Annotated in this window: 22 protein-coding genes and 1 tRNA gene; 20 read left to right on the forward strand and 3 right to left on the reverse strand. The window is 63.1% G+C overall.

Annotated elements, in window-relative coordinates; translation table 11 throughout:
• Positions 1-10: 10 nt before the first annotated feature.
• The 17 genes from FJ972_RS15215 (at position 11) to FJ972_RS15295 (ending at position 19,788) form a co-directional block, all read left to right on the forward strand.
• Positions 11-706: an NADH-ubiquinone dehydrogenase gene (locus tag FJ972_RS15215; RefSeq protein ID WP_140521142.1), complete on the forward strand. Its 696-nt coding sequence runs from the start codon at positions 11-13 to the stop codon at positions 704-706.
• Between the two features lie 73 nt (positions 707-779).
• Positions 780-2,861: an NADH-quinone oxidoreductase subunit NuoG gene (nuoG, locus tag FJ972_RS15220; protein ID WP_140521141.1), complete on the forward strand. Its 2,082-nt coding sequence runs from the start codon at positions 780-782 to the stop codon at positions 2,859-2,861.
• 2 nt (positions 2,862-2,863) lie between these two features.
• Positions 2,864-3,907, forward strand: a complete 1,044-nt coding sequence (gene nuoH, locus FJ972_RS15225) for an NADH-quinone oxidoreductase subunit NuoH (RefSeq protein WP_140495583.1) — start codon at positions 2,864-2,866, stop codon at positions 3,905-3,907.
• Positions 3,907-4,398, forward strand: coding sequence for an NADH-quinone oxidoreductase subunit NuoI (gene nuoI / locus FJ972_RS15230; protein WP_140495584.1), 492 nt, complete (start codon positions 3,907-3,909; stop codon positions 4,396-4,398). Before nuoH ends, nuoI begins: the two co-directional genes overlap by 1 nt.
• Before the next feature lie 226 nt (positions 4,399-4,624).
• Positions 4,625-5,245: an NADH-quinone oxidoreductase subunit J gene (locus FJ972_RS15235; RefSeq protein ID WP_140495585.1), complete on the forward strand. Its 621-nt coding sequence runs from the start codon at positions 4,625-4,627 to the stop codon at positions 5,243-5,245.
• Between the two features lies 1 nt (position 5,246).
• Entirely contained in the window at positions 5,247-5,555 is a 309-nt protein-coding gene (gene nuoK / locus FJ972_RS15240; RefSeq protein ID WP_019858930.1) for an NADH-quinone oxidoreductase subunit NuoK, read from the forward strand.
• Positions 5,556-5,565: 10 nt separating this feature from the next.
• Positions 5,566-7,539, forward strand: coding sequence for an NADH-quinone oxidoreductase subunit L (gene nuoL, locus FJ972_RS15245; protein ID WP_140516407.1), 1,974 nt, complete (start codon positions 5,566-5,568; stop codon positions 7,537-7,539).
• Complete coding sequence (locus FJ972_RS15250) at positions 7,539-9,044, forward strand: NADH-quinone oxidoreductase subunit M (protein ID WP_140521140.1); 1,506 nt, start codon at positions 7,539-7,541, stop codon at positions 9,042-9,044. Before nuoL ends, FJ972_RS15250 begins: the two co-directional genes overlap by 1 nt.
• A 19-nt stretch (positions 9,045-9,063) precedes the next feature.
• Positions 9,064-10,500: an NADH-quinone oxidoreductase subunit NuoN gene (gene nuoN, locus FJ972_RS15255; RefSeq protein ID WP_140495588.1), complete on the forward strand. Its 1,437-nt coding sequence runs from the start codon at positions 9,064-9,066 to the stop codon at positions 10,498-10,500.
• Between the two features lie 4 nt (positions 10,501-10,504).
• A complete protein-coding gene (locus tag FJ972_RS15260) occupies positions 10,505-11,326 on the forward strand; it encodes a biotin--[acetyl-CoA-carboxylase] ligase (protein WP_140516406.1) in 822 nt (273 codons plus the stop codon).
• 94 nt (positions 11,327-11,420) lie between these two features.
• Positions 11,421-13,091 carry a ribonuclease J gene (locus FJ972_RS15265; protein WP_140495590.1) on the forward strand — a complete coding sequence of 557 codons (1,671 nt, stop codon included), beginning with the start codon at positions 11,421-11,423 and terminating at the stop codon, positions 13,089-13,091.
• Between the two features lie 109 nt (positions 13,092-13,200).
• Entirely contained in the window at positions 13,201-13,605 is a 405-nt protein-coding gene (gene mce, locus FJ972_RS15270; protein ID WP_140495591.1) for a methylmalonyl-CoA epimerase, read from the forward strand.
• On the forward strand, positions 13,602-13,886 hold the full coding sequence (locus FJ972_RS15275; protein ID WP_140495592.1) for a DUF1467 family protein: 285 nt from the start codon (positions 13,602-13,604) through the stop codon (positions 13,884-13,886). Before mce ends, FJ972_RS15275 begins: the two co-directional genes overlap by 4 nt.
• A gap of 631 nt (positions 13,887-14,517) precedes the next feature.
• Entirely contained in the window at positions 14,518-15,846 is a 1,329-nt protein-coding gene (proS, locus tag FJ972_RS15280; RefSeq protein ID WP_140495593.1) for a proline--tRNA ligase, read from the forward strand.
• Positions 15,843-17,129 carry a lipoprotein-releasing ABC transporter permease subunit gene (locus FJ972_RS15285; RefSeq protein WP_140495594.1) on the forward strand — a complete coding sequence of 429 codons (1,287 nt, stop codon included), beginning with the start codon at positions 15,843-15,845 and terminating at the stop codon, positions 17,127-17,129. The genes proS and FJ972_RS15285 overlap by 4 nt, the downstream gene beginning before the upstream one ends.
• The gene (locus FJ972_RS15290) at positions 17,129-17,809 is read left to right on the forward strand and encodes an ABC transporter ATP-binding protein (RefSeq protein ID WP_140495870.1); all 681 of its coding nucleotides are present in this window, start codon (positions 17,129-17,131) and stop codon (positions 17,807-17,809) included. Before FJ972_RS15285 ends, FJ972_RS15290 begins: the two co-directional genes overlap by 1 nt.
• 731 nt (positions 17,810-18,540) lie before the next feature.
• Positions 18,541-19,788: a site-2 protease family protein gene (locus FJ972_RS15295; RefSeq protein WP_140516403.1), complete on the forward strand. Its 1,248-nt coding sequence runs from the start codon at positions 18,541-18,543 to the stop codon at positions 19,786-19,788.
• Between the two features lie 16 nt (positions 19,789-19,804).
• On the opposite strand, the gene lipB is transcribed toward FJ972_RS15295, so the two are convergent.
• Positions 19,805-20,548: a lipoyl(octanoyl) transferase LipB gene (lipB, locus tag FJ972_RS15300; RefSeq protein WP_140516401.1), complete on the reverse strand. Its 744-nt coding sequence runs from the start codon at positions 20,546-20,548 to the stop codon at positions 19,805-19,807.
• Between the two features lie 180 nt (positions 20,549-20,728).
• Between lipB and FJ972_RS15305 the strand changes: the two genes are divergently transcribed.
• The 3 genes from FJ972_RS15305 to FJ972_RS15315 all read left to right on the forward strand — a co-directional run bounded on the left by FJ972_RS15305 (position 20,729) and on the right by FJ972_RS15315 (position 22,939).
• A tRNA-Leu gene (locus FJ972_RS15305) sits at positions 20,729-20,813 on the forward strand.
• A 195-nt stretch (positions 20,814-21,008) separates the two neighbouring features.
• Positions 21,009-22,427, forward strand: a complete 1,419-nt coding sequence (gene mgtE / locus FJ972_RS15310; RefSeq protein ID WP_140521139.1) for a magnesium transporter — start codon at positions 21,009-21,011, stop codon at positions 22,425-22,427.
• Between the two features lie 125 nt (positions 22,428-22,552).
• Complete coding sequence (locus tag FJ972_RS15315) at positions 22,553-22,939, forward strand: MerR family transcriptional regulator (RefSeq protein ID WP_006203215.1); 387 nt, start codon at positions 22,553-22,555, stop codon at positions 22,937-22,939.
• 299 nt (positions 22,940-23,238) lie between these two features.
• Here FJ972_RS15315 and FJ972_RS15320 read toward each other — a convergent pair whose 3' ends face one another.
• Positions 23,239-23,715 (reverse strand): methyltransferase family protein, encoded by a 477-nt coding sequence (locus tag FJ972_RS15320; protein ID WP_140521138.1) that lies wholly within the window; start codon positions 23,713-23,715, stop codon positions 23,239-23,241.
• Positions 23,712-24,716, reverse strand: a complete 1,005-nt coding sequence (locus FJ972_RS15325; protein ID WP_140495599.1) for a DUF1624 domain-containing protein — start codon at positions 24,714-24,716, stop codon at positions 23,712-23,714. The genes FJ972_RS15320 and FJ972_RS15325 overlap by 4 nt, the downstream gene beginning before the upstream one ends.
• Positions 24,717-24,927 lie beyond the last annotated feature (211 nt).

The following is a 24,927-nucleotide window of genomic DNA, read 5'->3' on the forward strand; positions in this document are numbered from 1 at the left end:
GGAGAATTCTATGGCGCCGTATTCGACACCCCACCCATTGATGCCCAATTTGGACCAGATCGAGAAGATGAACCAGGACCTGACCAGGATGATGCCGAAGGAGATGGCCGGCGCCGTCAACCTTCTGGCGCACCCTGTCGCGGGCGCGGCGGCGATGTCGGCTCTGGGACTTGGGCTCGCCAACCACGCTTTCGGCGTCTGGTTGGGCGCGCTGTCGGGCGCAGCCGAGGCGTCGCAACGCCTCATGCAGCCGCTCATCGAGGATTTCGAGGCGCGCGTCGAACAATTCGAGGATGCGAGCCTTTCATCCACCAGAGCGCGGGCGACGGCCAAGACCCTGATTGCGGAGGCGCAGTCCTTCGCGCAGGAAGTCACCGACATTGCCGCCAGGGAGGCCACCACCACGGTGCCGGCGGCACAGGCGGGGCGGTCAGCGGACGAGCTTCCGGATGTGCTGCTGCCCGAGGATTTCAGGCAGCCCAAGGCTGTGGACAGGCCGGCGAAGCCTTCGGATCTCAAGAAGATATCGGGCATCGGCCCGAAGCTGGAGACGGTGCTCAACGGGCTCGGCATCTGGACGTTCCGCCAGATCGCCGACTGGTCACCCGAAGAGATCGCCTGGGTCGACGACTACCTGTCGTTCAACGGCCGTATCGTGCGCGACGACTGGATTGCCCAGGCGGCTGTGCTGGCCGCGAAGAAGTGAGTGAAATGCCGGGCGCCGCGTCTGTCGCGCCCGGGAAATGAGATTGCGGGAAATCCGCAGAGGTTTGAGGCGAATGGCAAAGCTCAAGGTCGACGGGAAAGAAATCACTGTACCCGACCATTACACGCTGCTGCAGGCGGCAGAGGACGCGGGCGCGGAAGTGCCGCGCTTCTGCTTCCACGAGCGGTTGTCGATCGCCGGCAATTGCCGCATGTGCCTGATCGAGGTGAAGGGCGGGCCGCCCAAGCCGCAAGCGTCCTGCGCCATGGGCGTGCGCGACCTGCGTCCCGGTCCGAACGGAGAAGCGCCGGAAATCTTCACCAACACGCCGATGGTCAAGAAGGCCAGGGAAGGCGTGATGGAATTCCTGCTGATCAACCATCCGCTGGATTGCCCGATCTGCGACCAGGGCGGCGAATGCGACCTGCAGGACCAGGCGATGGCCTTCGGCGTTGATTCCTCGCGCTATCACGAGAACAAGCGCGCGGTCGAAGACAAGTATATCGGCCCGCTGGTCAAGACGGTGATGAACCGCTGCATCCACTGCACGCGCTGCGTTCGCTTCACCACCGAGGTTGCCGGCATTTCCGAACTCGGCCTGATCGGCCGCGGCGAGGATGCCGAGATCACCACCTATCTCGAGCAGGCGATGACCTCGGAGCTGCAGGGCAATGTCATCGACCTGTGCCCCGTCGGCGCGCTGACCTCCAAGCCTTTCGCCTTCCAGGCACGGCCGTGGGAACTGACCAAGACCGAATCCATCGACGTCATGGATGCCGTCGGCTCGGCGATCCGCGTCGACAGCCGCGGCCGCGAGGTGATGCGCATCCTGCCGCGCGTCAACGAGGCGGTGAACGAGGAGTGGATCTCCGACAAGACCCGCTTCATCTGGGACGGCCTGCGCACGCAGCGTCTCGACCGGCCCTATGTACGCAAGGACGGTAAGCTGGTCCCGGCGAGCTGGGCCGAGGCCTTCACGGCGATCAAGGACGCCGTGTCGAAGACTACGCCCGAGAAGATCGGCGCCATAGCGGGCGATCTTGCCGCGGTCGAGGAAATCTACGCGCTGAAGCTCCTGATGGCCGCACTCGGTTCGAAGAACATGGATTGCCGCCAGGACGGCGCCGCGCTCGACCCGTCGCTTGGCCGGGCAAGCTACATTTTCAACCCCACCATCGAAGGCATCGAACAGGCGGACGCGGTGCTGATCATCGGCGCCAATCCGCGCTTCGAAGCCTCGGTGCTCAACGCCCGCATCCGCAAGCGCTGGCGGGTCGGCAATCTGCCGGTCGGCGTCATCGGCGATGTCGGGGATACACGCTATGACTACGAACTGCTGGGCGCAGGACCGGAATCGCTCAAGGATCTGGCCGACGGTGATGGCAAGTTCTTCCAGGTGCTGAAGAAGGCCACGCATCCGCTCATCATCGTCGGCCAGGGCGCGCTGGCACGCCCCGATGGCGCGGCGGTGCTCGGCCAGGCAGCGAAGCTCGCCATGGCCGTGAACGCCGCGCGCGCGGACTGGAACGGCTTTGCCGTGCTGCACAATGCGGCTGGACGCGTCGGCGGCCTCGACCTTGGCTTCGTGCCGAGCGAGGGCGGCAGGAACGTCGCCGGCATGCTGGGCGAGACGGACGTGCTGTTCTTGCTGGGCGCCGACGAAATCGACATGGCAAAGACCGGCGGCGCTTTCGTGGTCTATGTGGGCACCCATGGCGATGCCGGCGCGCACCGCGCCAACGTCATCCTGCCGGGCGCTGCCTACACCGAGAAGTCGGGCACCTATGTCAACACGGAAGGGCGCGTGCAGCAGACCAACCGCGCCGGCTTCGCGCCGGGCGACGCGCGCGAGGATTGGGCCATCATCAGGGCATTGTCGGATGTACTGGGCAAGAAGTTGCCGTTCGATTCACTGCCGCAGCTGCGCGCTAAACTCTACGGCGAGTACCCGCATCTTGCCCGCATCGACCAGGTTGCTGCGGGCAATGCCGAGGATATCGCCAATGTGGCGAAGCTCAGCGGACGGCTGAACAAGGGCACGTTCACGTCGCCGGTCCAGGACTTCTACCTGACCAACCCGATCGCGCGGGCCTCTGCCGTGATGGCGGAGTGCTCTGCGCTGGCCAAGAGCGGCTTCAAGCAGGCGGCGGAATAAGCATGGACACCTTCTTCTCCTTTTACGTGCTGCCGGCGCTGATCATCGTGTTGAAGTCGGTCGTGCTGATCGTCGTGCTTCTCATCGCCGTCGCCTACCTGCTCTATGCCGACCGCAAGATCTGGGCGGCGGTGCAACTTCGCCGCGGCCCGAACGTCGTCGGCCCCTGGGGCACGCTGCAGGCCTTTGCCGATCTGTTGAAGTTCGTCTTCAAGGAGCCGGTGATCCCGTCCGGCGCCAACAAGGGCGTGTTTCTTTTGGCGCCGTTGGTATCGGCGGTTCTGGCGATCTCAGCCTGGGCGGTCATTCCGGTCAGCCAGGGCTGGGCCGTCGCCAACGTCAATGTCGGTATCCTCTATGTCTTCGCCATCTCCTCGCTCGAGGTCTATGGCGTGATCATGGGCGGCTGGGCGTCCAATTCGAAATATCCGTTCCTCGGGGCGCTGCGTTCGGCAGCACAAATGGTGTCCTACGAGGTCTCGATCGGCTTCGTCATCGTCACCGTGCTGCTTTGCGTCGGCTCGCTCAACCTGTCCGACATCGTGCTGTCGCAGCAGGATGGGCTGGGCACCAGGCTCGGCCTGCCCAACACCTTCCTCGACTGGCACTGGCTGTCGCTGTTGCCGATGTTCGTCATCTTCTTCATCTCGGCGCTAGCCGAGACGAATCGCCCGCCTTTCGACCTCGTCGAAGCCGAATCGGAACTGGTCGCCGGCCACATGGTCGAATATTCGTCGACGCCGTTCCTGCTGTTCTTCCTCGGCGAATATGTCGCCGTCGTGCTGATGTGCGCGCTGGCCACCATCCTGTTCCTCGGCGGCTGGCTGCCGCCGTTCGACTTCGCGCCCTTCACCTGGGTGCCGGGGGTGATCTGGTTCGTGCTCAAGATCTGCCTGATGTTCTTCATGTTCTCCATGGTGAAGGCGTTCGTGCCGCGTTACCGCTACGACCAACTGATGCGGCTTGGCTGGAAGGTGTTCCTGCCGATCTCGTTGTTCATGGTGGTGCTGACCGCCGCCTTCCTCAAGATCACGGGGTTTGCGTGATGTCCGCTCTGTCCCAGGCCGCCAAATCGCTGCTGCTGAAGGATTTCGTCAGCGCCTTCTTCTTGTCGATGCGCCAGTTCTTCGCGCCGAAGGAGACGATCAATTATCCGCACGAGAAAGGGCCGGTGAGCCCGCGCTTCCGCGGCGAGCATGCCTTGCGCCGTTATCCCAATGGCGAGGAACGCTGCATAGCCTGCAAATTGTGCGAGGCGATCTGCCCGGCGCAGGCCATCACCATCGAGGCCGGCCCGCGCCGCAACGACGGCACGCGCCGTACCGTGCGCTACGACATCGATATGGTGAAGTGCATCTATTGCGGCTTCTGCCAGGAAGCCTGCCCGGTCGACGCCATCGTCGAGGGGCCGAATTTCGAATTCGCGACCGAGACGCGCGAGGAACTCTACTACGACAAGGATAGGCTGCTGGCGAATGGCGACCGGTGGGAGCGCGAACTGGCGCGCAACATCTCGCTGGACGCACCGTACCGCTGATATCGCATGGACAGGGGCGAGGGCCCTTGTCCGGGGATGACCCGAAGCATTTCAGGCAAGGTCATCCCTCAGGACTTCAGAGTTGCCCATGTTTCTTTGCGCCGGGTCTTTCAACCCGGTTGGAACATGGGCTAGGACAACGCGGCTTCGCACCGGAGGCGGAACGAAGCCACAGACAACAAACAGGACGAACGTCCTGTTTGGACAGGAACCCGGGGGAACCCCAATGCTGAGTGGACTAGAGGCGGCCTTTTTCTACCTCTTCGCCTTTGTCGCCGTGGCGTCGGCGTTCATGGTCATTTCGTCGCGCAACCCCGTGCATTCGGTGCTGTTCCTGATCCTGACCTTCTTCAACGCCGCCGGCCTGTTCATGCTGACGGGCGCCGAGTTCCTGGCGATGATCCTGCTCGTCGTCTATGTCGGCGCTGTCATGGTGCTGTTTCTGTTCGTCGTCATGATGCTCGACGTCGACTTCGCCGAGATGAAGGAGGGCGCTCTGCAATATGCGCCGATCGGCGCGCTGGTCGGACTGATCCTGGCGGCGGAACTGATCGTGGTGCTCGGCGGCTATACCTTCGCGCCGCAGCTCGCCTCGACGGTATCGAAGCCGATTCCCGATCTCGCGGCGCGCTCGAATACGGCAGCGCTCGGCGACATCCTCTATACGGACTACCTCTACTACTTCCAGATCTCGGGCCTCGTGCTGCTGGTGGCCATGATCGGTGCCATCGTTTTGACGCTGCGCCACAAGGAAGGGGTCAAGCGGCAGTCGATCGCAGCCCAGGTCGCCCGCACGGCGGCGACGGGCATGGAAATCCGCAAGGTCAAGTCGGGCGAAGGAGTCTGAGATGGTCGTCGGCATCGCACATTATCTGACCGTATCGGCGATCCTTTTCACGCTCGGCGTGTTCGGCATCTTCCTGAACCGTAAGAACGTGATCGTCATCCTGATGTCGGTCGAGTTGATCCTGCTTGCGGTCAACATCAATTTCGTCGCCTTTTCGGCGGCTCTCGGCGACCTCGTCGGCCAGGTGTTCGCGCTGTTCGTGCTGACGGTCGCGGCGGCGGAGGCCGCCATCGGACTTGCCATTCTCGTCGTCTTCTTCCGCAACCGCGGCTCGATCGCGGTCGAAGACGTGAACATGATGAAGGGTTGACGGAACCACCATGTACCAGGCCATCGTCTTCCTTCCGCTGCTCGGCTTCCTGATCGTCGGCCTGTTCGGCACGTCGCTCGGCGCCAAGGCGTCCGAATACATCACCTCCGGCTTCCTGGTGATCGCGGCGGTGCTGTCGTGGGTTGCTTTCTTCACCGTCGGCTTCGGCCATGGCGAGGTGTTCACCGTGCCGGTGCTGCGCTGGATCCAGTCCGGCGGACTGGAGGCGTCCTGGGCGCTCAGGATCGACACTCTGACGGTGGTCATGCTGGTGGTGGTCAACACCGTGTCGGCGCTGGTCCATATCTACTCGATCGGCTACATGCACCACGATCCGAACCGGCCGCGTTTCTTTGCCTATCTGTCGCTGTTCACCTTCGCCATGCTGATGCTGGTGACGGCCGACAACCTCGTGCAGATGTTCTTCGGTTGGGAAGGGGTGGGCCTGGCGTCCTACCTGCTGATCGGCTTCTGGTACAAGAAGCCCTCGGCCAACGCCGCGGCCATCAAGGCCTTCGTCGTCAACCGCGTCGGCGATTTCGGCTTCGCGCTCGGCATCTTCGGCGTGTTCGTGCTGTTCGGCTCGGTCAATCTCGGCACCATCTTCGCCAATGCGGCGACGTTCATCCCGGCTGAAGGCGCCCCGCAAGGTGCTGCGGTGCTGACCTTCCTCGGTTATGCGCTGGATAAGCAGGCAGCGATGACGATCGTCTGCCTGCTGCTGTTCATGGGTGCCATGGGCAAGTCGGCGCAGGTGCCGCTGCACACCTGGCTGCCGGACGCCATGGAAGGTCCCACGCCGGTCTCGGCGCTCATCCATGCCGCCACCATGGTGACGGCCGGCGTGTTCATGCTGGCGCGGCTGTCGCCGCTGTTCGAGCTGTCGCATTCGGCGCTGACGGTGGTGACCTTCATCGGCGCCTTCACCGCCTTCTTCGCGGCGACCGTCGGCCTCGTCCAGAACGACATCAAGCGCGTCATCGCCTATTCGACCTGCTCGCAACTTGGCTACATGTTCGTGGCGCTCGGCGTCGGCGCCTATGGTGCGGCGATCTTCCACCTGTTCACGCATGCCTTCTTCAAGGCGCTGCTGTTCCTCGGCTCGGGCTCGGTCATCCATGCGGTTTCCGACGAGCAGGACATGCGCAAGATGGGCGGCCTGAGGACGCTGATCCCGACGACCTACTGGATGATGGTAATCGGCACCCTGGCGCTGACCGGCGTCGGCATTCCGGTCACCGTCATCGGCACCGCCGGGTTCTTCTCCAAGGATGCCATCATCGAGACGGCCTTTGCCGGGCATAATTCCGTGGCGGGCCTCGCCTTCGTGCTGCTGGTGATCGCCGCCGGCTTCACCTCCTTCTATTCCTGGCGGCTGATCTTCATGACCTTCCACGGCAGGCCGCGGGCGAGCCATGAGGTGATGCACCATGTCCATGAATCGCCGCCGGTGATGCTGGTGCCGCTGTTCGTGCTGGCGGCGGGCGCGCTGTTTGCCGGCATCATCTTCCACGGTGCCTTCATTGGCGAAGGCTATGCCGAATTCTGGAAGGCGTCGCTGTTCACACTGCCGGACAATCACATCCTGCACGACATTCACGAACTGCCGCTATGGGTCGAGCTGTCGCCGTTCATCGCCATGCTGATCGGCCTGGCGCTGGCGTGGAAGTTCTACATCCGCTCGCCGGAAATGCCGGTCAATCTGGCCGCCCAGCATCGCGGGCTCTATGCTTTCCTGCTCAACAAATGGTATTTCGACGAGCTCTATGACTTCCTCTTTGTGCGGCCGGCCAAACGCCTCGGTTCCTTCCTGTGGAAGACCGGCGACGGCACCGTCATCGATGGTCTCGGGCCTGACGGCATTTCGGCACGCGTCGTCGATGTCACCAACCGCGTCGTCAAGCTGCAGACCGGCTATCTCTATCACTATGCCTTCGCCATGCTGATCGGCGTTGCCGCATTCGTCACCTGGATGATGCTCTGATGACCGCTTGGCCAATTCTCTCGCTGGTCACCTTCCTGCCGCTGGTTGGTGTGCTGCTCATCCTGTTCATCAACGACGACAGCGAAAACGCACGCCGCAACATCCGCGCCATCGCGCTGCTGACGACGACGTTCACCTTCATCATCTCGCTGTTCATCTGGACCGGCTTCGACAATTCGCAAGCCGGCTTCCAGTTCGTCGAGAAGGTCGCCTGGCTCGATTCCGGCATCTCCTACCATATGGGCGTGGACGGCATTTCGATGCTGTTCGTCATCCTGACGACATTCCTGATGCCGCTCTGCATCCTGGCGTCGTGGGAAGCGATCGAAAAGCGCGTCAAGGCCTACATGATCGCCTTCCTGCTGCTCGAGACGCTGATGATCGGCGTGTTCTGCGCGCTCGACATCGTGCTGTTCTACGTCTTCTTCGAAGCCGGCCTGATCCCGATGTTCATCATCATCGGCGTCTGGGGCGGCAAGCGGCGCGTCTATGCCTCGTTCAAGTTCTTCCTCTACACGCTCGCCGGCTCGGTGCTAATGCTGCTCGCCATCATGGCGATGTTCTACCAGTCCGGCACGACCGATATCCCGACGCTGTTGACGCACAATTTCCCCGCCAACATGCAGACATGGCTGTGGCTCGCCTTCTTCGCCTCCTTCGCGGTGAAGATGCCGATGTGGCCGGTGCACACCTGGCTGCCCGATGCGCATGTCGAGGCGCCGACGGCAGGTTCGGTGATCCTGGCGGCCATTCTGCTGAAGATGGGCGGATACGGCTTCCTGCGGTTCTCCTTGCCGATGTTCCCGCTGGCGTCCGAGATGTTCGCGCCGCTGGTTTTCGCGCTTTCGGTCGTCGCCATCATCTACACCTCGCTGGTGGCGCTGATGCAGGAGGACATGAAGAAGCTGATCGCCTATTCGTCGGTCGCCCATATGGGCTTCGTGACCATGGGCATCTTCGCCATGAACCAGGAAGGCGTGCAGGGCGCGATCTTCCAGATGCTCAGCCACGGCCTGGTCTCGGGCGCGCTGTTCCTGTGCGTCGGCGTCATCTATGACCGCATGCACACGCGTGAGATCGCCGCCTATGGCGGCCTGGTCAACAACATGCCGAAATACGCCACCGTGTTCCTGATCTTCACCATGGCCAATGTCGGCCTGCCGGGCACGTCAGGCTTCGTCGGCGAGTTCCTGACCATGCTCGGCGTGTTCCGGGTCAATACCTGGGTGGCGTTCTTCGCTGCCACCGGCGTCATCCTGTCGGCCGCCTACGCGCTTTGGCTCTACCGCCGGGTGATCTTCGGCGCGCTGACCAAGGACAGCCTCAAGGGCCTGCTCGACCTGTCGACACGCGAGAAGGCGATCATCTATCCGCTGGTTGTGCTGGTCATCTTCTTCGGCGTCTATCCCGCTCCCGTCTTCGACGCGACGGCCCAGTCGGTCAAGTCGCTCGTCACCAATGTCACCGCATCCATCGGCGCCGCGCAGACCGCGGCGGCGAACTGACCCAGGGGTTTTGCGAACCATGACGCCGGACCTTCTCTCCAGCCTGTCGCTCTCGACGCCCGAGCTGATCCTTGCCATCGGCGCGCTCGCGCTGCTGATGGTCGGGGCCTATTCGCGCGCCAACACCGCCAACACCGTGACCGGCCTTGCCGTTGCCGTGCTGGTGATATCGGGCGCCTGGCTGATCTTCTCCACCGGGCAGGGCAGCGCCTACGGCAATGCCTTCATCCAGGATTCCTTTGCCCGCTTCATGAAGCTGCTGGCGCTGGTGGGCTCGGCGGTGACGCTGATCATGTCGATGCGCTTCGCCAGGGCGGAGCGGTTCGACAAGTTCGAATATCCGGTGCTGATCCTTCTGTGCACGCTCGGCATGATGCTGATGATCTCCGCCAACGGCATGATCGGGCTCTATCTCGGCCTCGAGCTTCAGTCGCTGGCGATCTATGTCTTGTGCGCGATCAACCGCGAGAACCTGCGCTCGACCGAGGCGGGCCTGAAGTACTTCGTCCTCGGCGCGCTGTCGTCGGGCATGCTGCTCTATGGCATCAGCCTGGTCTATGGTTATACCGGCAACACCGGGTTCCAGGAGATCGCGACGGCGCTGGGCGGCGGAGAGCGCCAGCTTGGCCTCGTCTTCGGCCTGGTCTTCGTGCTGGCCGGCCTCGCCTTCAAGATCTCGGCGGTGCCGTTCCACATGTGGACGCCCGACGTCTATGAGGGTGCGCCGACACCGGTGACGGCTTTCCTGGCGGCGGCACCCAAAATGGCGGCTATGGCGCTGATCGTGCGCGTCACCATGGGCGCGTTCAAGCCGATCGCTTCCGACTGGCAGCAGATCATCGTCTTCATCTCCATCGCCTCGATGGCGCTCGGCTCTTTCGCGGCGATCGGCCAGACCAACATCAAGCGCCTGATGGCCTACTCCTCGATCGGCCACATGGGCTACGCGCTGGTTGGCCTTGCCGCCAACAGCCAGGCCGGCGTGCGCGGCGTCGCGATCTACATGCTGATCTATCTGGTGATGACGCTCGGCACCTTCGCCTTCATTCTCGCCATGCGGCGCAAGGAAGGCAATGTCGAGCAGATCAGCGACCTGGCAGGCCTGTCCTCGACCAACCCGATCATGGCGACGATCCTGACCATCCTGATGTTCTCGCTGGCCGGCATCCCGCCGCTCGCCGGCTTCTGGGGGAAGTGGTACGTCTTTCTCGCCGCCATCAATGCCAACCTCTACGCGCTGGCGATCATCGGCGTGCTGGCCTCGGTAGTGGGCGCCTATTATTACCTGCGCATCATCAAGATCATGTGGTTCGACGAACCGGTCGGCGGCTTCGTGCCGATGGCCAGTGAATTGCGCCTCGTACTCGGTGTCTCCGGCGCTTTCGTGCTGTTCTATGTGCTGATCGGCGGTCCGATCGGCACCTATGCCGAAGCCGCCGCCAAGACATTCTTCTGACGGGATGGCATTTCGGCTGGCTCCAACCTCGGCGTCGGAAGGATTCCGGCTGGAGGCGCATGACAGCGTCGGCTCCACCAATGCGCTGGCGCTGGATCACGCCCGGGCCGGCGACCCCGGCAGATTGTGGGTCGTTTCCAAGAAACAGGAAAGCGGGCGCGGGCGGCGCGGCCGCGTCTGGGCGACACCCGAGGGCAATCTGGCGGCGACGCTGCTCGTCCTCACCGGGGGCGAGCTTCGCCTCGCCGCGACGCTCGGTTTCGTCGCCGGCCTGGCGCTGGCCGATGCGCTCGACGCCGTGGTGCCGGCGGGCCGGATCGCCATCGGCCTCGACGGCGGCAATGAAGGCAAGAACCGTTTCGAGCTGAAATGGCCGAACGACGTGCTCGCCTCCGGCGCCAAGCTCGCCGGCATCCTGCTGGAATCGGCCATGCTGGACGGCGGCCGTTTCGCGGTGGCGGTCGGCATCGGCGTCAATGTTGTGGCGTACCCTGAGGATTTGCCGTATCCCGCGACGTCGCTTCACGCACTGGGTGCGGCATGCGATGCCGAAACGCTGTTCCTGGCGCTGTCGGATGCCTGGAGCGAGAATGCCCGCCTGTGGGACGACGGGCGGGGACTTGCCGCCGTCAGGCGGCGCTGGCTGGCACGCGCGGCAGGGCTTGGCGGCGAGGTTGCTGTCAGAATTGACGGTAATGTGGTGCGCGGGGTGTTCGAGACCATTGACGAGGACTGCCGTTTCGTGATCCGCGACGATGAGGGCTCGGTTTTGACGATCGCCGCCGGCGATGTGCATTTCGGCGCGGTCGCATCCGCCCGGGTATAGTTTTGTTTTTGCGCAATTCCAGACGGAAAACCGTTACAGACTTTTCCCGGAATTGCTTCAATGGCTTGGCCTGAGGGCCAGGAAGGAAAAAATCATGGCGAAAGCGGAAAACGCCGAACTCGTCTTCGTGCCGCTGGGCGGCGTCGGCGAGATCGGTATGAACTTCGCTCTCTACGGCTATGGTCCGCCGAGCGCGCGCGAATGGATCGTCATCGACGTCGGCGTCACCTTTCCCGACGCGGCGCATCCGGGCGTCGACCTGATCCTGCCCGACACGCGCTTCATCGAAGAGAACATCGCCAATTTGCGCGGTATCGTGATCACCCACGCGCATGAGGACCACTATGGCGCGCTGCTGGATATCTGGCCGAGGCTCAAGGCGCCGGTGTGGATGACGCCGTTCAGCGCCGGGCTGCTGGAAGCCAAGCGCCAGGGCGAGCAGGGCGCGCCGAAGATCCCGCTGACCATCTACCGCGCGGGCGAAAAATTCACTGTCGGTCCGTTCGAAATCGAGGCGATCCCGGTCGCGCATTCGATTCCCGAACCGATGTCGCTGGCCATCACCTCGCCGGCAGGCACCGTCATCCACACCGGCGACTGGAAGATCGACCCGGCGCCGACGATCGGACCCAAGACCGACGAAGCACGGTTCCGCGCCTATGGCGACAAGGGCGTGCTGGCGCTGGTCTGCGATTCGACCAATGCTATGCGCGAAGGCGAATCGCCATCGGAAGTCGCGGTCGGCGAGGGGCTGAAAGGGGTTATCCAGGCCGCCAAGGGCCGCGTCGCCGTCACCACCTTCTCGTCCAATGTCGGCCGTATCGTTTCCATCGCCAAGGCGGCGCGCGATGCCGGCCGTCAGTGCCTGGTGCTCGGCCGGTCGCTGAAGCGCGTCATCGATGTCGCCGGCGAACTCGGCTACATGGACGGTCTGCCGGAGTTCATCGCCGAGGAGGATTTCGGCTTCATTCCGCGCGAAAACCTGGTCGTCATCTGCACCGGCAGCCAGGGCGAGCCGCTGGCGGCGCTTGCCAAGCTCTCGCGCGACGAGATGAAGTCGGTGTCGCTGACGGCCGGCGACACGGTGGTGTTTTCCTCGCGCACCATTCCCGGCAACGAGAAGGCGATCCTCGAAATTAAGAACCGCCTCGTCGATCTCGGCATCAAGATCATCGAGGACGGCGATGCGCTGGTTCATGTCTCCGGCCATCCGCGGCGCAGCGAATTGCGCAAGATGTATGAATGGGTACGGCCGCAGATCGGCGTTCCAGTGCATGGCGAGGCCGCGCATCTGGTGGCGCAGGGCTCGCTGATGTCGACGTCGGGCATCGGCCAGGTGGCGCAGGTGCGCGACGGCGACATGCTGCGGCTTGCTCCCGGCCCTGCCACGATCATCGACCAGGTGCCGTTCGGCCGCATCTACAAGGACGGCAGGTTGATCGGCACCGACCAGGCGATGGGCATTCGCGACCGTCGCAAACTGTCCTTTGCCGGCCATGTCGCGGTCAATGTGGTGCTGGACGAGAAGTATGAGCTCGCCGGCGATCCCGATCTGGTCGCAATCGGCGTCGCCGAGGCCGACGCCAGAGGCGAGACGCTGGAGGACCTGATGATCGATGCGGCAATCGGCGCGGTGGACTCCATCCCCCGTCAGCGCCGAAAAGACCTCGATCTGGTGCAGGAGGCGGTACGCCGTGCCGTACGTGGCGCCGCCAACGAAGCCTGGGGCAAGAAACCGCTGGTGACTGTATTTGTCACGCGGTGACGAATAGGGAATAGGGGAATAAGGCAGTAGGGGAGTAGGGGAGAATGAGCCGTTGCTTTTCTTCTGTCTTGTTTCCCTACTCCCTTACTCCCCTAAAGCGGAGCGCTCTATGCTTGGACGCCTGAACCATGTCGCGCTTGCGGTGCCGGATCTGGCTGCGGCTGTCGCTTGCTATCGCGACACGCTAGGCGCCGAAGTGAGCGAACCACAGGCGCTGCCCGGGCATGGCGTCACCGTGGTGTTCGTCAATGTCGGCAACACCAAGATCGAGTTGCTGGAGCCGCTCGGCGAGGGTTCGCCGATCGCGGCTTTCCTCGAGAAGAACCCGTCGGGCGGCATGCACCATCTCTGCTATGAGGTCGACGATATCCTTACCGCGCGGGACCGGCTCCAGGCGGCCGGCGCCCGGGTTCTGGGCGACGGCAAGCCGAAGACCGGCGCGCATGGCAAGCCTGTGCTGTTCCTGCATCCGAAGGATTTCTTCGGCACGCTGATCGAACTGGAGCAACCATGAGCTGGGTTTCGTTCACCGCACTGTTTTTCGCGACCTGGTGGGTGGTGCTGTTTGCCGTTCTGCCGTTCAGCGTCAGGACGCAGGATGACGATCGTGACGTGACGCTGGGCACGGTGCCTAGCGCGCCGCGCGGACCACATATGCTGCGTGCGGTGATCCGCACCACCGTCGCCACGGCGGTGCTCATGGGCATTTTCTACGGCCTGACGCACGGGCTGGGATATAGCCTCAACGACATCCCGCACATCGTGCCGGAATTCGGCCAGGCCACGGCAAAATAGCAGCATTCAAACCGGCTCTTGCGCTTCGGGCGAGGTCATGCCGCCATTCGGCGCCGGCTCATCTGTTCAGGCTTCAAAAATCATGACGCAGGGTAAGGTGGTTTGGCAACGCATTGCGCTAAGCAGGTGATTGCACAAAAAAAATGCAAGGCACAAGGCCTTGCAATTTAAACGCGTCCGATCTGTTTCCGGTTTCCGGCGGCAGCGAGTAACCGCGCCTAGATCGCATCCTCCCAAGACTTTGACCGCGTAGGAGAACAGATTTTTCTCTGCTCTCTCGGTTATCGGGGCACATTAGCCCAACGGAAATGAAAATGTCACGAAGAATTTTGCCTTGAAACGGGCATTCTCGTGCTGCACTGCACAATAGTACGGCAGGCTTTGCTTGGGAAACCACCAGCCGGGCGTTTTATGCAACCGTGGCTCCTTCGATCGTCCAGCATTCGCGGCGCGCGCGAGGGGTGCTCAAAACGTTTTCATTCCGCGCGCCACGCCGTTCGTAAGCTGAATTTCCGATTTCCGGGTCGATGCGTCCGGGTTCCCATTGCGCCATGAAATGGCTATGAAGCCGGGGCAAGCAAGCCTGCGTCGCACCGATTCTGGCGCGGCCTCCTCATTCACGGACCAGTCCATGCGTTTGTCGCGCTATTTCCTGCCCATCCTCAAAGAGAATCCGCGCGAGGCGGAGATCGTCTCGCATCGGCTGATGCTGCGCGCCGGCATGATCCGCCAGCAGGGGCAGGGCAGTTTTTCCTGGCTGCCGCTGGGCAAACGGGTCCTGGACAAGGTCTGCCAGATCATCCGCGAGGAACAGAACCGCGCCGGCGCGCTGGAAATCCTGATGCCGACCATCCAGTCGGCCGACCTTTGGCGCGAAAGCGGCCGCTATAACGACTACGGCAAGGAGATGTTGCGCATCAAGGACCGCCAGGACCGCGACATGCTTTACGGCCCGACCAACGAGGAAATGGTCACCGAGATCTTCCGCGCCTATGTAAAGTCCTACAAGGACTTGCCGCTCAACCTCTACCACATCCAGTGGAAGTTCCGCGACGAGGTGCGGCCGCGCTTCGGCGTCATGCGGAGCCGGGAATTCCTGATGAAGGATGCCTACTCCTTCGATCTCGACTTCGAAGGCGCGAGAGCCGCCTACAACAGGATGTTCGTGTCCTATCTCCGGACCTTCACCCGCATGGGCCTACAGGCGATCCCGATGCGGGCCGACACCGGTCCGATCGGCGGCGATCTCAGCCATGAATTCATCATCCTGGCCGACACCGGCGAGAGCCAGGTGTTCTGCCATCGCGATTATCTGTCGCTCGGCGTGCCCGGAGCCAACACCGATTTCTCCAACGACGCCGAGATATCAGGCATCGTCAAGACCTGGACGACGCCTTACGCCGCGACCGACGAAATGCATGACGAAGCGGCCTGGGCTGAGGTTCCCGACAGCGACAAGGTTTCGGCGCGCGGCATCGAAGTCGGCCATATCTTCCATTTCGGCGAGAAATACTCCAAGCCGATGGGCGCCAAGGTGACCGGGCCCGACGGCAAGGATCATTTCGCTTCCGGCGGTTCCTACGGCATCGGCCCGTCGCGGCTGGTTGCGGCGATCATCGAAGCCAGCCATGACGAGAACGGCATCATCTGGCCGGAAGCGGTGGCGCCGTTCGACATCGGCCTGATCAACATGAAAGCCGGCGATGCCGATTGCGACCGTGTCTGCGATGAACTCAACGCAGCTTTCACTGCCGCCGGCAAGGATGTGCTCTATGACGACACCGACCAGCGGCCGGGCGGCAAGTTCGCCACCGCCGACCTGATCGGCCTGCCCTGGCAGGTGATCGTCGGACCGCGCGGCGTGGCCGCCGGCGAGGTCGAGATCAAGAACCGCAAGACCGGCGAGCGCGTGACGCTGCCGATCGCCGATGCGAAAAAACGCTTCGGTGCCGCCGCATGAGCGAGGCGGCGGCAGCGAGACCGGCAGGCGCCGGACCGTTTTCCATCTTCGAACGCACGGTGGCGTGGCGCTATCTGCGCTCGCGACGCAAGGAGACGGTGATCTCGGTCATCGCCTCGATCTCCTTCCTCGGCATCATGCTGGGAGTGGCGACGCTGATCGTGGTGATGGCCGTCATGAACGGGTTCAGGGCCGAGCTGCTCACCCGCATCCTCGGCGTAAACGGCCATCTGATCGTGCAGCCGCTGGATTCGCCGCTTGAGGACTATGCGCAGGTCGCCGGCCGCATCAACGGCGTGGCCGGCGTGAAATACGCCATTCCGCTGATCGACGGCCAGGTGCTGGCGCAAGGTAATGTCGGCGGCGGCTCCGGCGCGCTGGTGCGCGGCATCAGGGGCGAGGACCTGGGCAAGATTGCCATCGTCGCCAACAACATCAAGCAGGGCTCGATCGCCGATTTCGACACGGGCGAGGGCGTCGCCATCGGCAAGCGCATGGCGGAGAATCTCGGCCTGGCGCTCGGCGACACGATCACGCTGATCTCGCCGGACGGCGACGTGACGCCGCTCGGCACGACGCCGCGCATGAAAGGCTACAAGATCGCGGCGATCTTCGAAGTCGGCATGTCGGAATATGACGCCTCCATCGTCTACATGCCCTTTTCCGAGGCGCAGCTCTATTTCAACATGGATGGGCGAGCCCAGACGATCGAGATCTATGTCGACAATCCCGATGATGTCGACGCGCTGAAACCGAAGGTGGAAGAGGCGGCGCAGCGACCCATCGACCTCGTCGACTGGCGGCAGCGCAACGAGACCTTCTTTTCCGCCCTGCAGGTGGAGCGCAACGTCATGTTCATGATCCTGACCCTGATCGTTCTGGTGGCGGCGCTCAACATCATCTCCGGGCTGGTCATGCTGGTGAAAGACAAGGGGCACGACATCGCCATCCTGCGCACCATGGGCGCCTCGCGCGGCGCCATCCTGCGCATCTTCCTGATGACGGGCGCGGCGATCGGCGTCACCGGCACCATCGCCGGCGTGCTGCTCGGCGTGGTCATCTGCCTCAACATCGAATCGATCCGCGAGTTCTTTTCCTGGATGACGGGCAAGGTGCTGTTCAATCCGGAGCTCTATTTCCTCAGCCAGTTGCCGGCGAAGATGGATCCGCGCGAGACGACCTATGTCGTCATCATGGCGCTCGGCCTGTCCTTCCTGGCGACGTTGTTTCCGGCATGGCGGGCGGCCCGCCTCGATCCGGTCGAAGCGCTGAGGTACGAATGATGGCGCAGGCCATTATCGAGTTGAAGAGCGTCGAGCGGCACTATGTCCAGGGGCCGCGCAAGCTCACCATTCTGAACGGTGCGGACTTCTCGCTGAAGCGCGGCGAGATGGTGGCGCTGGTGGCGCCGTCCGGCACCGGCAAATCGACGCTGCTGCATACGGCAGGGCTCTTGGAACGGCCCGACGCCGGCGACGTGATTCTCTCCGGCCGGGCCTGCGGCCGGCTATCCGATGACGAGCGCACCTCGATCCGCCGCAACGATGTCGGCTTCGTCTACCAGTTCCACCATCTGCTGCCGGAGTTTTCGGCGCTGGAAAACATCATGATGCCGCAGCTCATCAAAGGGCTGCCGCGCAAGGAGGCGGCCGAGCGCGCGGCGCAGCTGCTCGACTACATGCAGATCGGCAAGCGCGCATCGCACCGGCCGTCCGAACTGTCGGGCGGCGAGCAACAGCGCGTGGCAATCGCACGCGCGGTCGCCAATGCGCCGCTGGTGCTGCTGGCGGACGAGCCCACCGGGAATCTCGACCCGGTCACTGCCTCCTATGTGTTCGAGGCGCTGGAGGCATTGGTGCGGCAATCCGGCCTCGCGGCGCTGATCGCCACCCACAATCACCAGCTGGCAGCGCGCATGGACCGGCGCGTCACCCTGGCCGAGGGCAAGGTGGTGCCGCTCTAAGGGGTACCTCGATGTCCGCTGCGAGATTGGGTTCAACCTTAACAACGTCCAGCGAGATTTCCGCGGGTTTAGTTTGCCTTCGGGGATACTGATCCCTCCGGGAGTCCTCTGGATCAGAACCGCCAGTGAGCCTTCAGTGCGATCAGGGCGGAAGAGATCGCGGTCATCACCAGGATGAGCAGCCAGGGTTACAAAGTTGCGCGAGAGGCGCCACCGGCGGCCTTGCCTCATGCGCTTTCGCCAGCGATCAGCTTGATTGGCGCCTTGGTGTTGCCTCACGTCATCACTCGGCAGTCGTAGCTTACCCACTATTGTCTCGACTGAGATTGAGGGCAGCAGGCGCTCATCCCATACGCTAACTGACGATAGCGTCGCCGACATCTTCCTGACCTGTTGATAGGTCCCGCGCCGTCAACCTTTTCTTAACCCTGCCGGTTTGATCGCTCGAAAATTCCGGCTGCGGACGGATGCCGCTCGTTGACTTTGAAACAAAATTAGAACAAATTGCGAACATATCAACAACAGGAGAGAGTTATGACCGATCTGGTTCAGGATGTCATCTCGCTGGTTTGCATGAGCACCTTCCTCATTTCCATGGCGATCTGGATCGGAGCCATGTGAGGTGACCGTCTCTGCAGTCGCTGTTCCGGCGGACGAAAGTCCGCTTTGCCGTTAAGCCTTTCTTGCCGCCCATGGCGCTAGGGTGTCGCTCCTGAAAGCAGGAGCGCCGCGTGTCGCCCATCGTCGCCGCCTTCCTCGTGGCCAGCAATCTAGGGCTGATTTTTCTCCTGATGAGCGTGCCGCTTGGTTTGCGCACAATCAGGCTCAGCCGCACGGTCGCGGCCGACCGGCAGCGTCTGTGGCAGGCGCTGTGGCCGCTCGGGAGCAATGCCGGCTGGTCCGGCGAAATCCTCTCGGCAGAGATGCTGGGCGAGGGAGTGGTCCGCACCAGAATGTCCTGGGAGGGCCGGGACGGCCTGCCGATCGAACGCAAGGCCCTGCTCGAGAATGTCGTGCATGGCAGGTGCTTTTCGATGCGCGTCATCGAGGACACGGCGCTCGATCCGTCTTTCTGGGCGCATTATCGGGAAACCGCGCAGTTGGTCTCGATTGGCGAGGCCACCCGGGTTACGCTCACCCAGACCGACCGTTACCGCGGCGTGGCCTTCCTGGCGTTCCGCTATTTCGCCATGCGCCGCGAACTCGCCAAGCTGGATGGCTGGGCCAGGACAGGGCGGTATCGCAAGGGCGGCTGGTTCGAACATCCGCTGAGTCAGCTCGGCTTCGCCGCTCTCTCGGCATTCATCCTGTGGCCGTTCTTCGGGCTTCACCGCGGCGGGCTTGCTCTGGCCGCGATCCTGACTTCCGTTGTCGCCCTGCACGAGCTCGGCCACATGGCGGCATTCCGCCTGATGGGCCACCGCAGGGCGCGCATGATCTTCATCCCGCTGCTCGGCGGCCTCGCCATTGGCGGCCGGCCCTATGACAGCCGTTTCGAAGTTGCGTTCGTGGCGCTGATGGGCGCCGGGTTCTCTGCTTTCCTGGTGCCGTTGGCGATGATGGGCAGCACGTTTGCAAGCGCGGAAGGGCACTGGCTTGCCGCGACATTGCTGGCGACACTGGCGGGCTGTGCTGCCCTGTTCAACATCGCCAATCTGGTGCCGGTGTGGAAATTCGATGGCGGCCAGGTGCTGCGCCAGATCTGCCCGGGGCCGGTCGCGCTGGCGCTGGCCTCCTTCTTCCTGCTCTCGGCGTTCCTGGCGCTTGGCTGGCGGGCCGGCTTTTCCATCGGCTTTCTGCTCGCGGCCGGCGCGGTCTTTGCAATCCTCAGCCTTCTGACAGCGGGCAGCGGGGTGAGGCCGCGCCACGAACTGAAGCCGATCCGCACGGCCGACCGTTTCGTCATCGCCGGCGCGCTGCTGGCGGTGTTCGTCATCCACGGTTATGGAGTGCTCTGGGCGTCGGCACGGCTGATCTGAGCTGTCCGGGAAGCGTTCAGCCGGCCTCGCGGGCTGTTTCCAAGGGCAAGGCCGTAGCCGGGCCGAAGACATCCTCGAACGCTGATTTCAGCGCCAGATCGAGATCGGCCATCGTCACCGGCAGCCCGAGATCGACAAGGCTGGTGACGCCGTGGTCCTGCACGCCGCACGGCACGATACCACTGAAATGGCCGAGGTCCGGCTCGACATTGATGGCGATGCCGTGAAAACTCACCCAGCGCCTGAGCCGAATACCTATTGCCGCGATCTTGTCCTCCGCGGCAGAGCCGTCCGGCAGGGCAGGGCGATCGGGCCGCACCACCCAGACGCCGACGCGATCCTCACGGCGCTCGCCATTGACGTTGAAGGCGGCGAGCGTGCCGATGATCCACTGTTCGAGGGCGGCGACGAAGGCGCGCACATCCTCGCGGCGGCGTTTCAGGTCGAGCATGACGTAGGCGACGCGCTGGCCCGGCCCATGATAGGTGTATTCGCCGCCGCGGCCGGCCGAAAACACCGGGAACCGGTTGGCGTCGATCAGGTCCTCGCTGCGCGCACTGGTGCCGGCGGTATAGAGCGGCGGATGCTCGACCAGCCAGACCATCTCGCCGGCGGCCCCGCTGCGGATCGCTTCGGCGCGCGCCTCCATGAAGGCAAGCGCCTCGGGATAGGCGGTGAGGCCGGGCTCGATCGCCCATTCGACGGGCGCCGAACCGGGCAAAGGCAGGAACGACGTGGCGATCTGGCTGCGTTCTGGCATGGGGTGTCCCTTGTTGTACTCCATATGGCGATATCGGGCCGAAACGTCCAGTTCGCGGCGCATTTTGGCGCTTTGATCCGTTATGGCAATTCCCAGCGATTAAATGCTCGGGGCGCACTTGTTTCGCCGGAAACGATTTGCTACACGCCGCGAGCCGGTCGGTTCCGGCTCCTACCACGTGCGGTCGTGGCGGAATTGGTAGACGCGCAGCGTTGAGGTCGCTGTGGGGCAACCCGTGGAAGTTCGAGTCTTCTCGACCGCACCATTCTCTCTCCCCAGAATCTGATTTGTAGCGGCACCTCCAGCCCTACGGGCACCGCGCATTTCGTTTGATATTCCCGCGCGTTACGCCAGTTTCTTTTTGGGCGTCGGATTTTCCCGAAACCGGTTTCCACTTTCGGGTCCGATGTTCTAGACCTGAGACGCACCTTTTCCAGGATTGCAATGGCGGGAGGCGCTGGTGGAAGGCCAGGACGAACGGACGACCGGCGCTGGGGGCGCTGACGAACACCGCGCCGACATCTACGGTGAGGACGGCGCTGTCCTTTCGTCCTTTCTCGCCCAGATCGGCGCGGCGATCGCCGACCGCGATACGCTCACGCTCAAGCGTGAGGTCGACGACCTGCACCAGTCTGAAATGGGCGACCTGATCGAGGCGCTGCATCCCGACCAGCGGCGCGCCCTTGTCGAGCTTTTGGGGGCCGACTTCGATTTTTCCGCGCTGACCGAGGTCGACGAGGCGATCCGGATGGACATCGTCGACAATCTGCCCAACGCGCAGATTGCCCAGGCGGTGCAGGAACTCGATTCCGACGACGCGGTCTACATCCTCGAGGATCTCGAACCGGAGGACCAGGACGAGATCCTGTCGCAGCTGCCGTTTACCGAGCGCATCAGGCTACGTCGCTCGCTCGACTACCCCGAGGAGACCGCCGGGCGGCGCATGCAGACGGAGTTCGTCGCGGTGCCGCCGTTCTGGACGGTCGGCCAGACCATCGACTACATGCGCGAGGACAAGAACCTTCCCGACCGCTTCAGCCAGATCTTCGTCATCGACCCGAGCTTCAAGCTGCTTGGCGCCATAGACCTCGACCAGATCCTGCGCACCAAGCGCTCGGTCAAGGTCGAGGAGGTCATGCATGAGACGCGGCACGCCATTCCGGCCACGATGGACCAGGAAGAGGCCGCGCGGGAGTTCGAGCAATATGACCTTCTGTCGGCCGCCGTCGTCGACGAGAACGAGCGGCTGGTCGGCGTGCTGACCATCGACGACGTCGTCGACGTCATCCAGCAGGAAGCCGAGGAAGATCTCCTGCGCATGGGCGGCGTCGGCGACGAAGAGCTTTCCGACAGCATCTTTTCGACCTCGCGTTCGCGTGTGCCATGGCTGCTTGTCAATCTCCTGACCGCCTTCCTCGCGGCATCGGTGATCGGCCTGTTCGACCACACGATCGAGCGCATTGTGGCGCTCGCCGTGCTGATGCCGATCGTGGCCGGGATGGGCGGCAATGCCGGTTCGCAGACCATGACCGTCACCGTGCGGGCGCTGGCGACAAGGGATCTCGACATCTACAATGCCGGCCGCATCATTCGCCGCGAGATAGGCGTGGGCTTCATCAACGGCATCGTTTTCGCCATATTGATCGGCATCGTAGCCGCCGTCTGGTTCCGCGATGCCAATCTGGGCGGCATCATCGCCGCGGCCATGATCATCAACATGTTCGTTGCGGCCCTTGCCGGCATCCTGATCCCGCTGCTGCTCGACCGCTTCAAGGTCGATCCCGCGGTCGCTTCGGCGGTCTTTGTCACCACGGTCACCGACGTCGTTGGTTTCTTCGCCTTTCTCGGCCTTGCCACGTGGTGGTTCGGCGTCCATTGATCAGGCTCAATTGACTTTTACGTAAATGCCGTGCGAGGCTCGGCGACAGGCAGACTGCGGCCTATTCCGGCAGGTCTGCCGCGGACGGAGAGCAGCAATCGCCAATCTCCGGCTATGGGGCGAGAATGCGGGAATATTATTCGATCACCGAGCTGACGCGCGAATTCGACGTGTCGACACGGACGTTGCGCTTCTACGAGGACGAGGGCCTGGTGCAGCCGGTGCGGCGGGGCCGCACGCGGCTGTTTCGTCCATCCGACCGACACCTGATCCGGCAGATCATGCGCGGAAAACGGCTCGGCTTCTCGATCAACGAGATCCGCGAAATCATCCAGATGTACAAGGAACCGCCCGGCGAGGTCGGCCAGCTCAAGCTGATGATCAAGCGCATCGAGGAAAAGCGCGAGGATCTGAGGCAAAAGCGCCGCGACCTCGAGGAGACATTGGCCGAACTCGACCAGGCCGAGGAATCCTGCGTTGAGCGGCTGGTCGAGCTCGGGGTTAATACGTAGCGGCCTTCCAGGCAGGACAATCGCTTTAGAGTCGGCGCCGCCCCTCATCGCCCTGCCGGGCACTTCTCCCCGTATAGTGACGGGGAGAAGGGGGCTGACCGTGATCTCGGTCTCTTTCCTGCAACGCTGGTGGCTGGCGAAACCGCTGATGACAGCGCCCCTCTCCCCGTCACTATACGGGGAGAGGATGCCGGCAGGCAGGTGAGGGGCGGCGCCGACATCGACAAATTGTTGGTCTCCGCCACAAATCGGAAACCGTTATCTTCCCGATATGGCTCTGGCAGCCGGCGTTCAGATGCTCAAATCCAGCGCCGCACTCTTTTGGCATAGTCGCGGTATTTTTTGCCGAACTTTGCCGACAGCATCTTTTCTTCCTTTTCCACCGCGACCTTCTGCGTGACGAAGGCGGCGACGAAGGCGAGCGGCAGGAACCAGACGATCCCGGAGATGAAGGCGACGCCAATCAACAGCAGCGTGTTGGCGAGGTACATCGGATTGCGGGTGACGCCGAAAGGACCCGTGGTGACGAGATGGTCCGGCACGGCGTTGGGGTTGAGCGTGGTCTTGGCCCGCGTCATGGTGCGGATGGCGGTGAACCAGAGTGCGGCGACGCCGAACAGCGCCACCCAGCCGGCCGCGTAGAGGAGGTCGCCCAGGAGGTCGCCGATCCAGGGCAGGGGAAAAAGCAAGCCGAGCGCGATGCTGATGGCGATGGCGGCGATATAGATCAGCGGCGGCCATGGTATTAGCCCAGGTTTGGGCAGGGTCTCGGTCATTCGACACCTTCCTCCGTCATCTTGCTGTCGGTCTGGGCCGTGCAGGTGCCGGCGAGATCCGCCAGATGCGCTCTCCATTCGGCGGTCTGGTCGTTCTTGTAGAGCCGATCAAGCGTTGCCTCGCCCTCCAGCGTGTCCAGCATGCACCCACAATAGCTCGAACAGAACTTGCTGTCGCGCTGCTGCTCGCACGAGATCTGGCAGGTCTTGAGAAAGTTCACCTGCGGGGTTTCGACCTTGGCCGGCATTACTTGCGAGAACAACCAGACACTGCCGATCAGCAGCGGCTGGTGAATCAGGTAGAAGGCCAGGCTGTGCCGGCCGATGAAGCCCAGCGGGTTGGACCAGCGCCCGGGTGCCACATCCGCCAGGCGCGCCAAGGCGCCGAAGCCGGAGGCAAGCTTGGTCGCTCCGAGGCCCACAAGCACCGCACCGAACCACGGGAACAGCGGGACATAGTCGTTGGAGTGTGGGTTGACCGCGGAAAGGCCGACCCACCACAGCCAGGGGTGATCGAACGATTCCAGCCGAAAATAGAAGGGAATGGCGATGACCGCCGCGGCGATCGGCAGTGTGAGCAGCGCCGGCAGGCGCAGGAATGCCAGCCCGAGCAGGCTCGCCAGCGCGATCTGGTGCAGGATGCCGAAGAAGATCCACCCGTCCGGCGTGGCGATACGGGTGGCGACCGAAATGGCGATCGCCGCTCCGACGACCATGGCGAATCGTCTCCAGAAGCCGTTCCAGCGGATCTCTTTGCCATGGGCGAGATACAGGCTGACGCCGACCAGGAACAGGAAGGTCGAGGCGATGCAGCGAGCATAGAACTTCCACCAGCCGAAGGCGGTCAGGCCGGGATCGGTGTAGCCGAAGAATTCCAGGTCCCAAGTGAAATGGTAGCTCGCCATGGCGACCAGCGCGATGCCGCGCAGCATGTCGATGGCGACGATTCGCTTGGTCTTCGGCAACTCCGCTGTGGGCATGGTCGGCGTCTGGATGCTCATGGTCTCGCGATCTGATTCAGCCCCGCACGAGGACTATCACGGTTACGCCGGACAAAAGAAGGCCGTGAGCTTCGATACGGACGATCAGCCGGCGCTGCATCAGGCACCCCTTTAGGCCAGCACCGGAAAGCCTTTGACCGGCTTCGTTTTAACCGGGGCACGTCGGTTTCCTGTTACCGGTCGCGAAATGATGGCCGCAGATTTGGCTGGT

Origin of the sequence: Mesorhizobium sp. B2-1-1 (assembly GCF_006442975.2) — a bacterium.
Classification (GTDB): Bacteria; Pseudomonadota; Alphaproteobacteria; order Rhizobiales; family Rhizobiaceae; genus Mesorhizobium.

Coding starts and splice junctions, on each gene's coding strand:
- FJ972_RS15215 (WP_140521142.1), top strand. CDS start 11: ATGGCGCCGTATTCGACACCCCACCCATTGATGCCCAATTTGGACCAG.
- nuoG (WP_140521141.1), top strand. CDS start 780: ATGGCAAAGCTCAAGGTCGACGGGAAAGAAATCACTGTACCCGACCAT.
- nuoH (WP_140495583.1), top strand. CDS start 2,864: ATGGACACCTTCTTCTCCTTTTACGTGCTGCCGGCGCTGATCATCGTG.
- nuoI (WP_140495584.1), top strand. CDS start 3,907: ATGTCCGCTCTGTCCCAGGCCGCCAAATCGCTGCTGCTGAAGGATTTC.
- FJ972_RS15235 (WP_140495585.1), top strand. CDS start 4,625: ATGCTGAGTGGACTAGAGGCGGCCTTTTTCTACCTCTTCGCCTTTGTC.
- nuoK (WP_019858930.1), top strand. CDS start 5,247: ATGGTCGTCGGCATCGCACATTATCTGACCGTATCGGCGATCCTTTTC.
- nuoL (WP_140516407.1), top strand. CDS start 5,566: ATGTACCAGGCCATCGTCTTCCTTCCGCTGCTCGGCTTCCTGATCGTC.
- FJ972_RS15250 (WP_140521140.1), top strand. CDS start 7,539: ATGACCGCTTGGCCAATTCTCTCGCTGGTCACCTTCCTGCCGCTGGTT.
- nuoN (WP_140495588.1), top strand. CDS start 9,064: ATGACGCCGGACCTTCTCTCCAGCCTGTCGCTCTCGACGCCCGAGCTG.
- FJ972_RS15260 (WP_140516406.1), top strand. CDS start 10,505: ATGGCATTTCGGCTGGCTCCAACCTCGGCGTCGGAAGGATTCCGGCTG.
- FJ972_RS15265 (WP_140495590.1), top strand. CDS start 11,421: ATGGCGAAAGCGGAAAACGCCGAACTCGTCTTCGTGCCGCTGGGCGGC.
- mce (WP_140495591.1), top strand. CDS start 13,201: ATGCTTGGACGCCTGAACCATGTCGCGCTTGCGGTGCCGGATCTGGCT.
- FJ972_RS15275 (WP_140495592.1), top strand. CDS start 13,602: ATGAGCTGGGTTTCGTTCACCGCACTGTTTTTCGCGACCTGGTGGGTG.
- proS (WP_140495593.1), top strand. CDS start 14,518: ATGCGTTTGTCGCGCTATTTCCTGCCCATCCTCAAAGAGAATCCGCGC.
- FJ972_RS15285 (WP_140495594.1), top strand. CDS start 15,843: ATGAGCGAGGCGGCGGCAGCGAGACCGGCAGGCGCCGGACCGTTTTCC.
- FJ972_RS15290 (WP_140495870.1), top strand. CDS start 17,129: ATGGCGCAGGCCATTATCGAGTTGAAGAGCGTCGAGCGGCACTATGTC.
- lipB (WP_140516401.1), bottom strand. CDS start 20,548: ATGCCAGAACGCAGCCAGATCGCCACGTCGTTCCTGCCTTTGCCCGGT.
- FJ972_RS15315 (WP_006203215.1), top strand. CDS start 22,553: ATGCGGGAATATTATTCGATCACCGAGCTGACGCGCGAATTCGACGTG.
- FJ972_RS15320 (WP_140521138.1), bottom strand. CDS start 23,715: ATGACCGAGACCCTGCCCAAACCTGGGCTAATACCATGGCCGCCGCTG.
- FJ972_RS15325 (WP_140495599.1), bottom strand. CDS start 24,716: ATGAGCATCCAGACGCCGACCATGCCCACAGCGGAGTTGCCGAAGACC.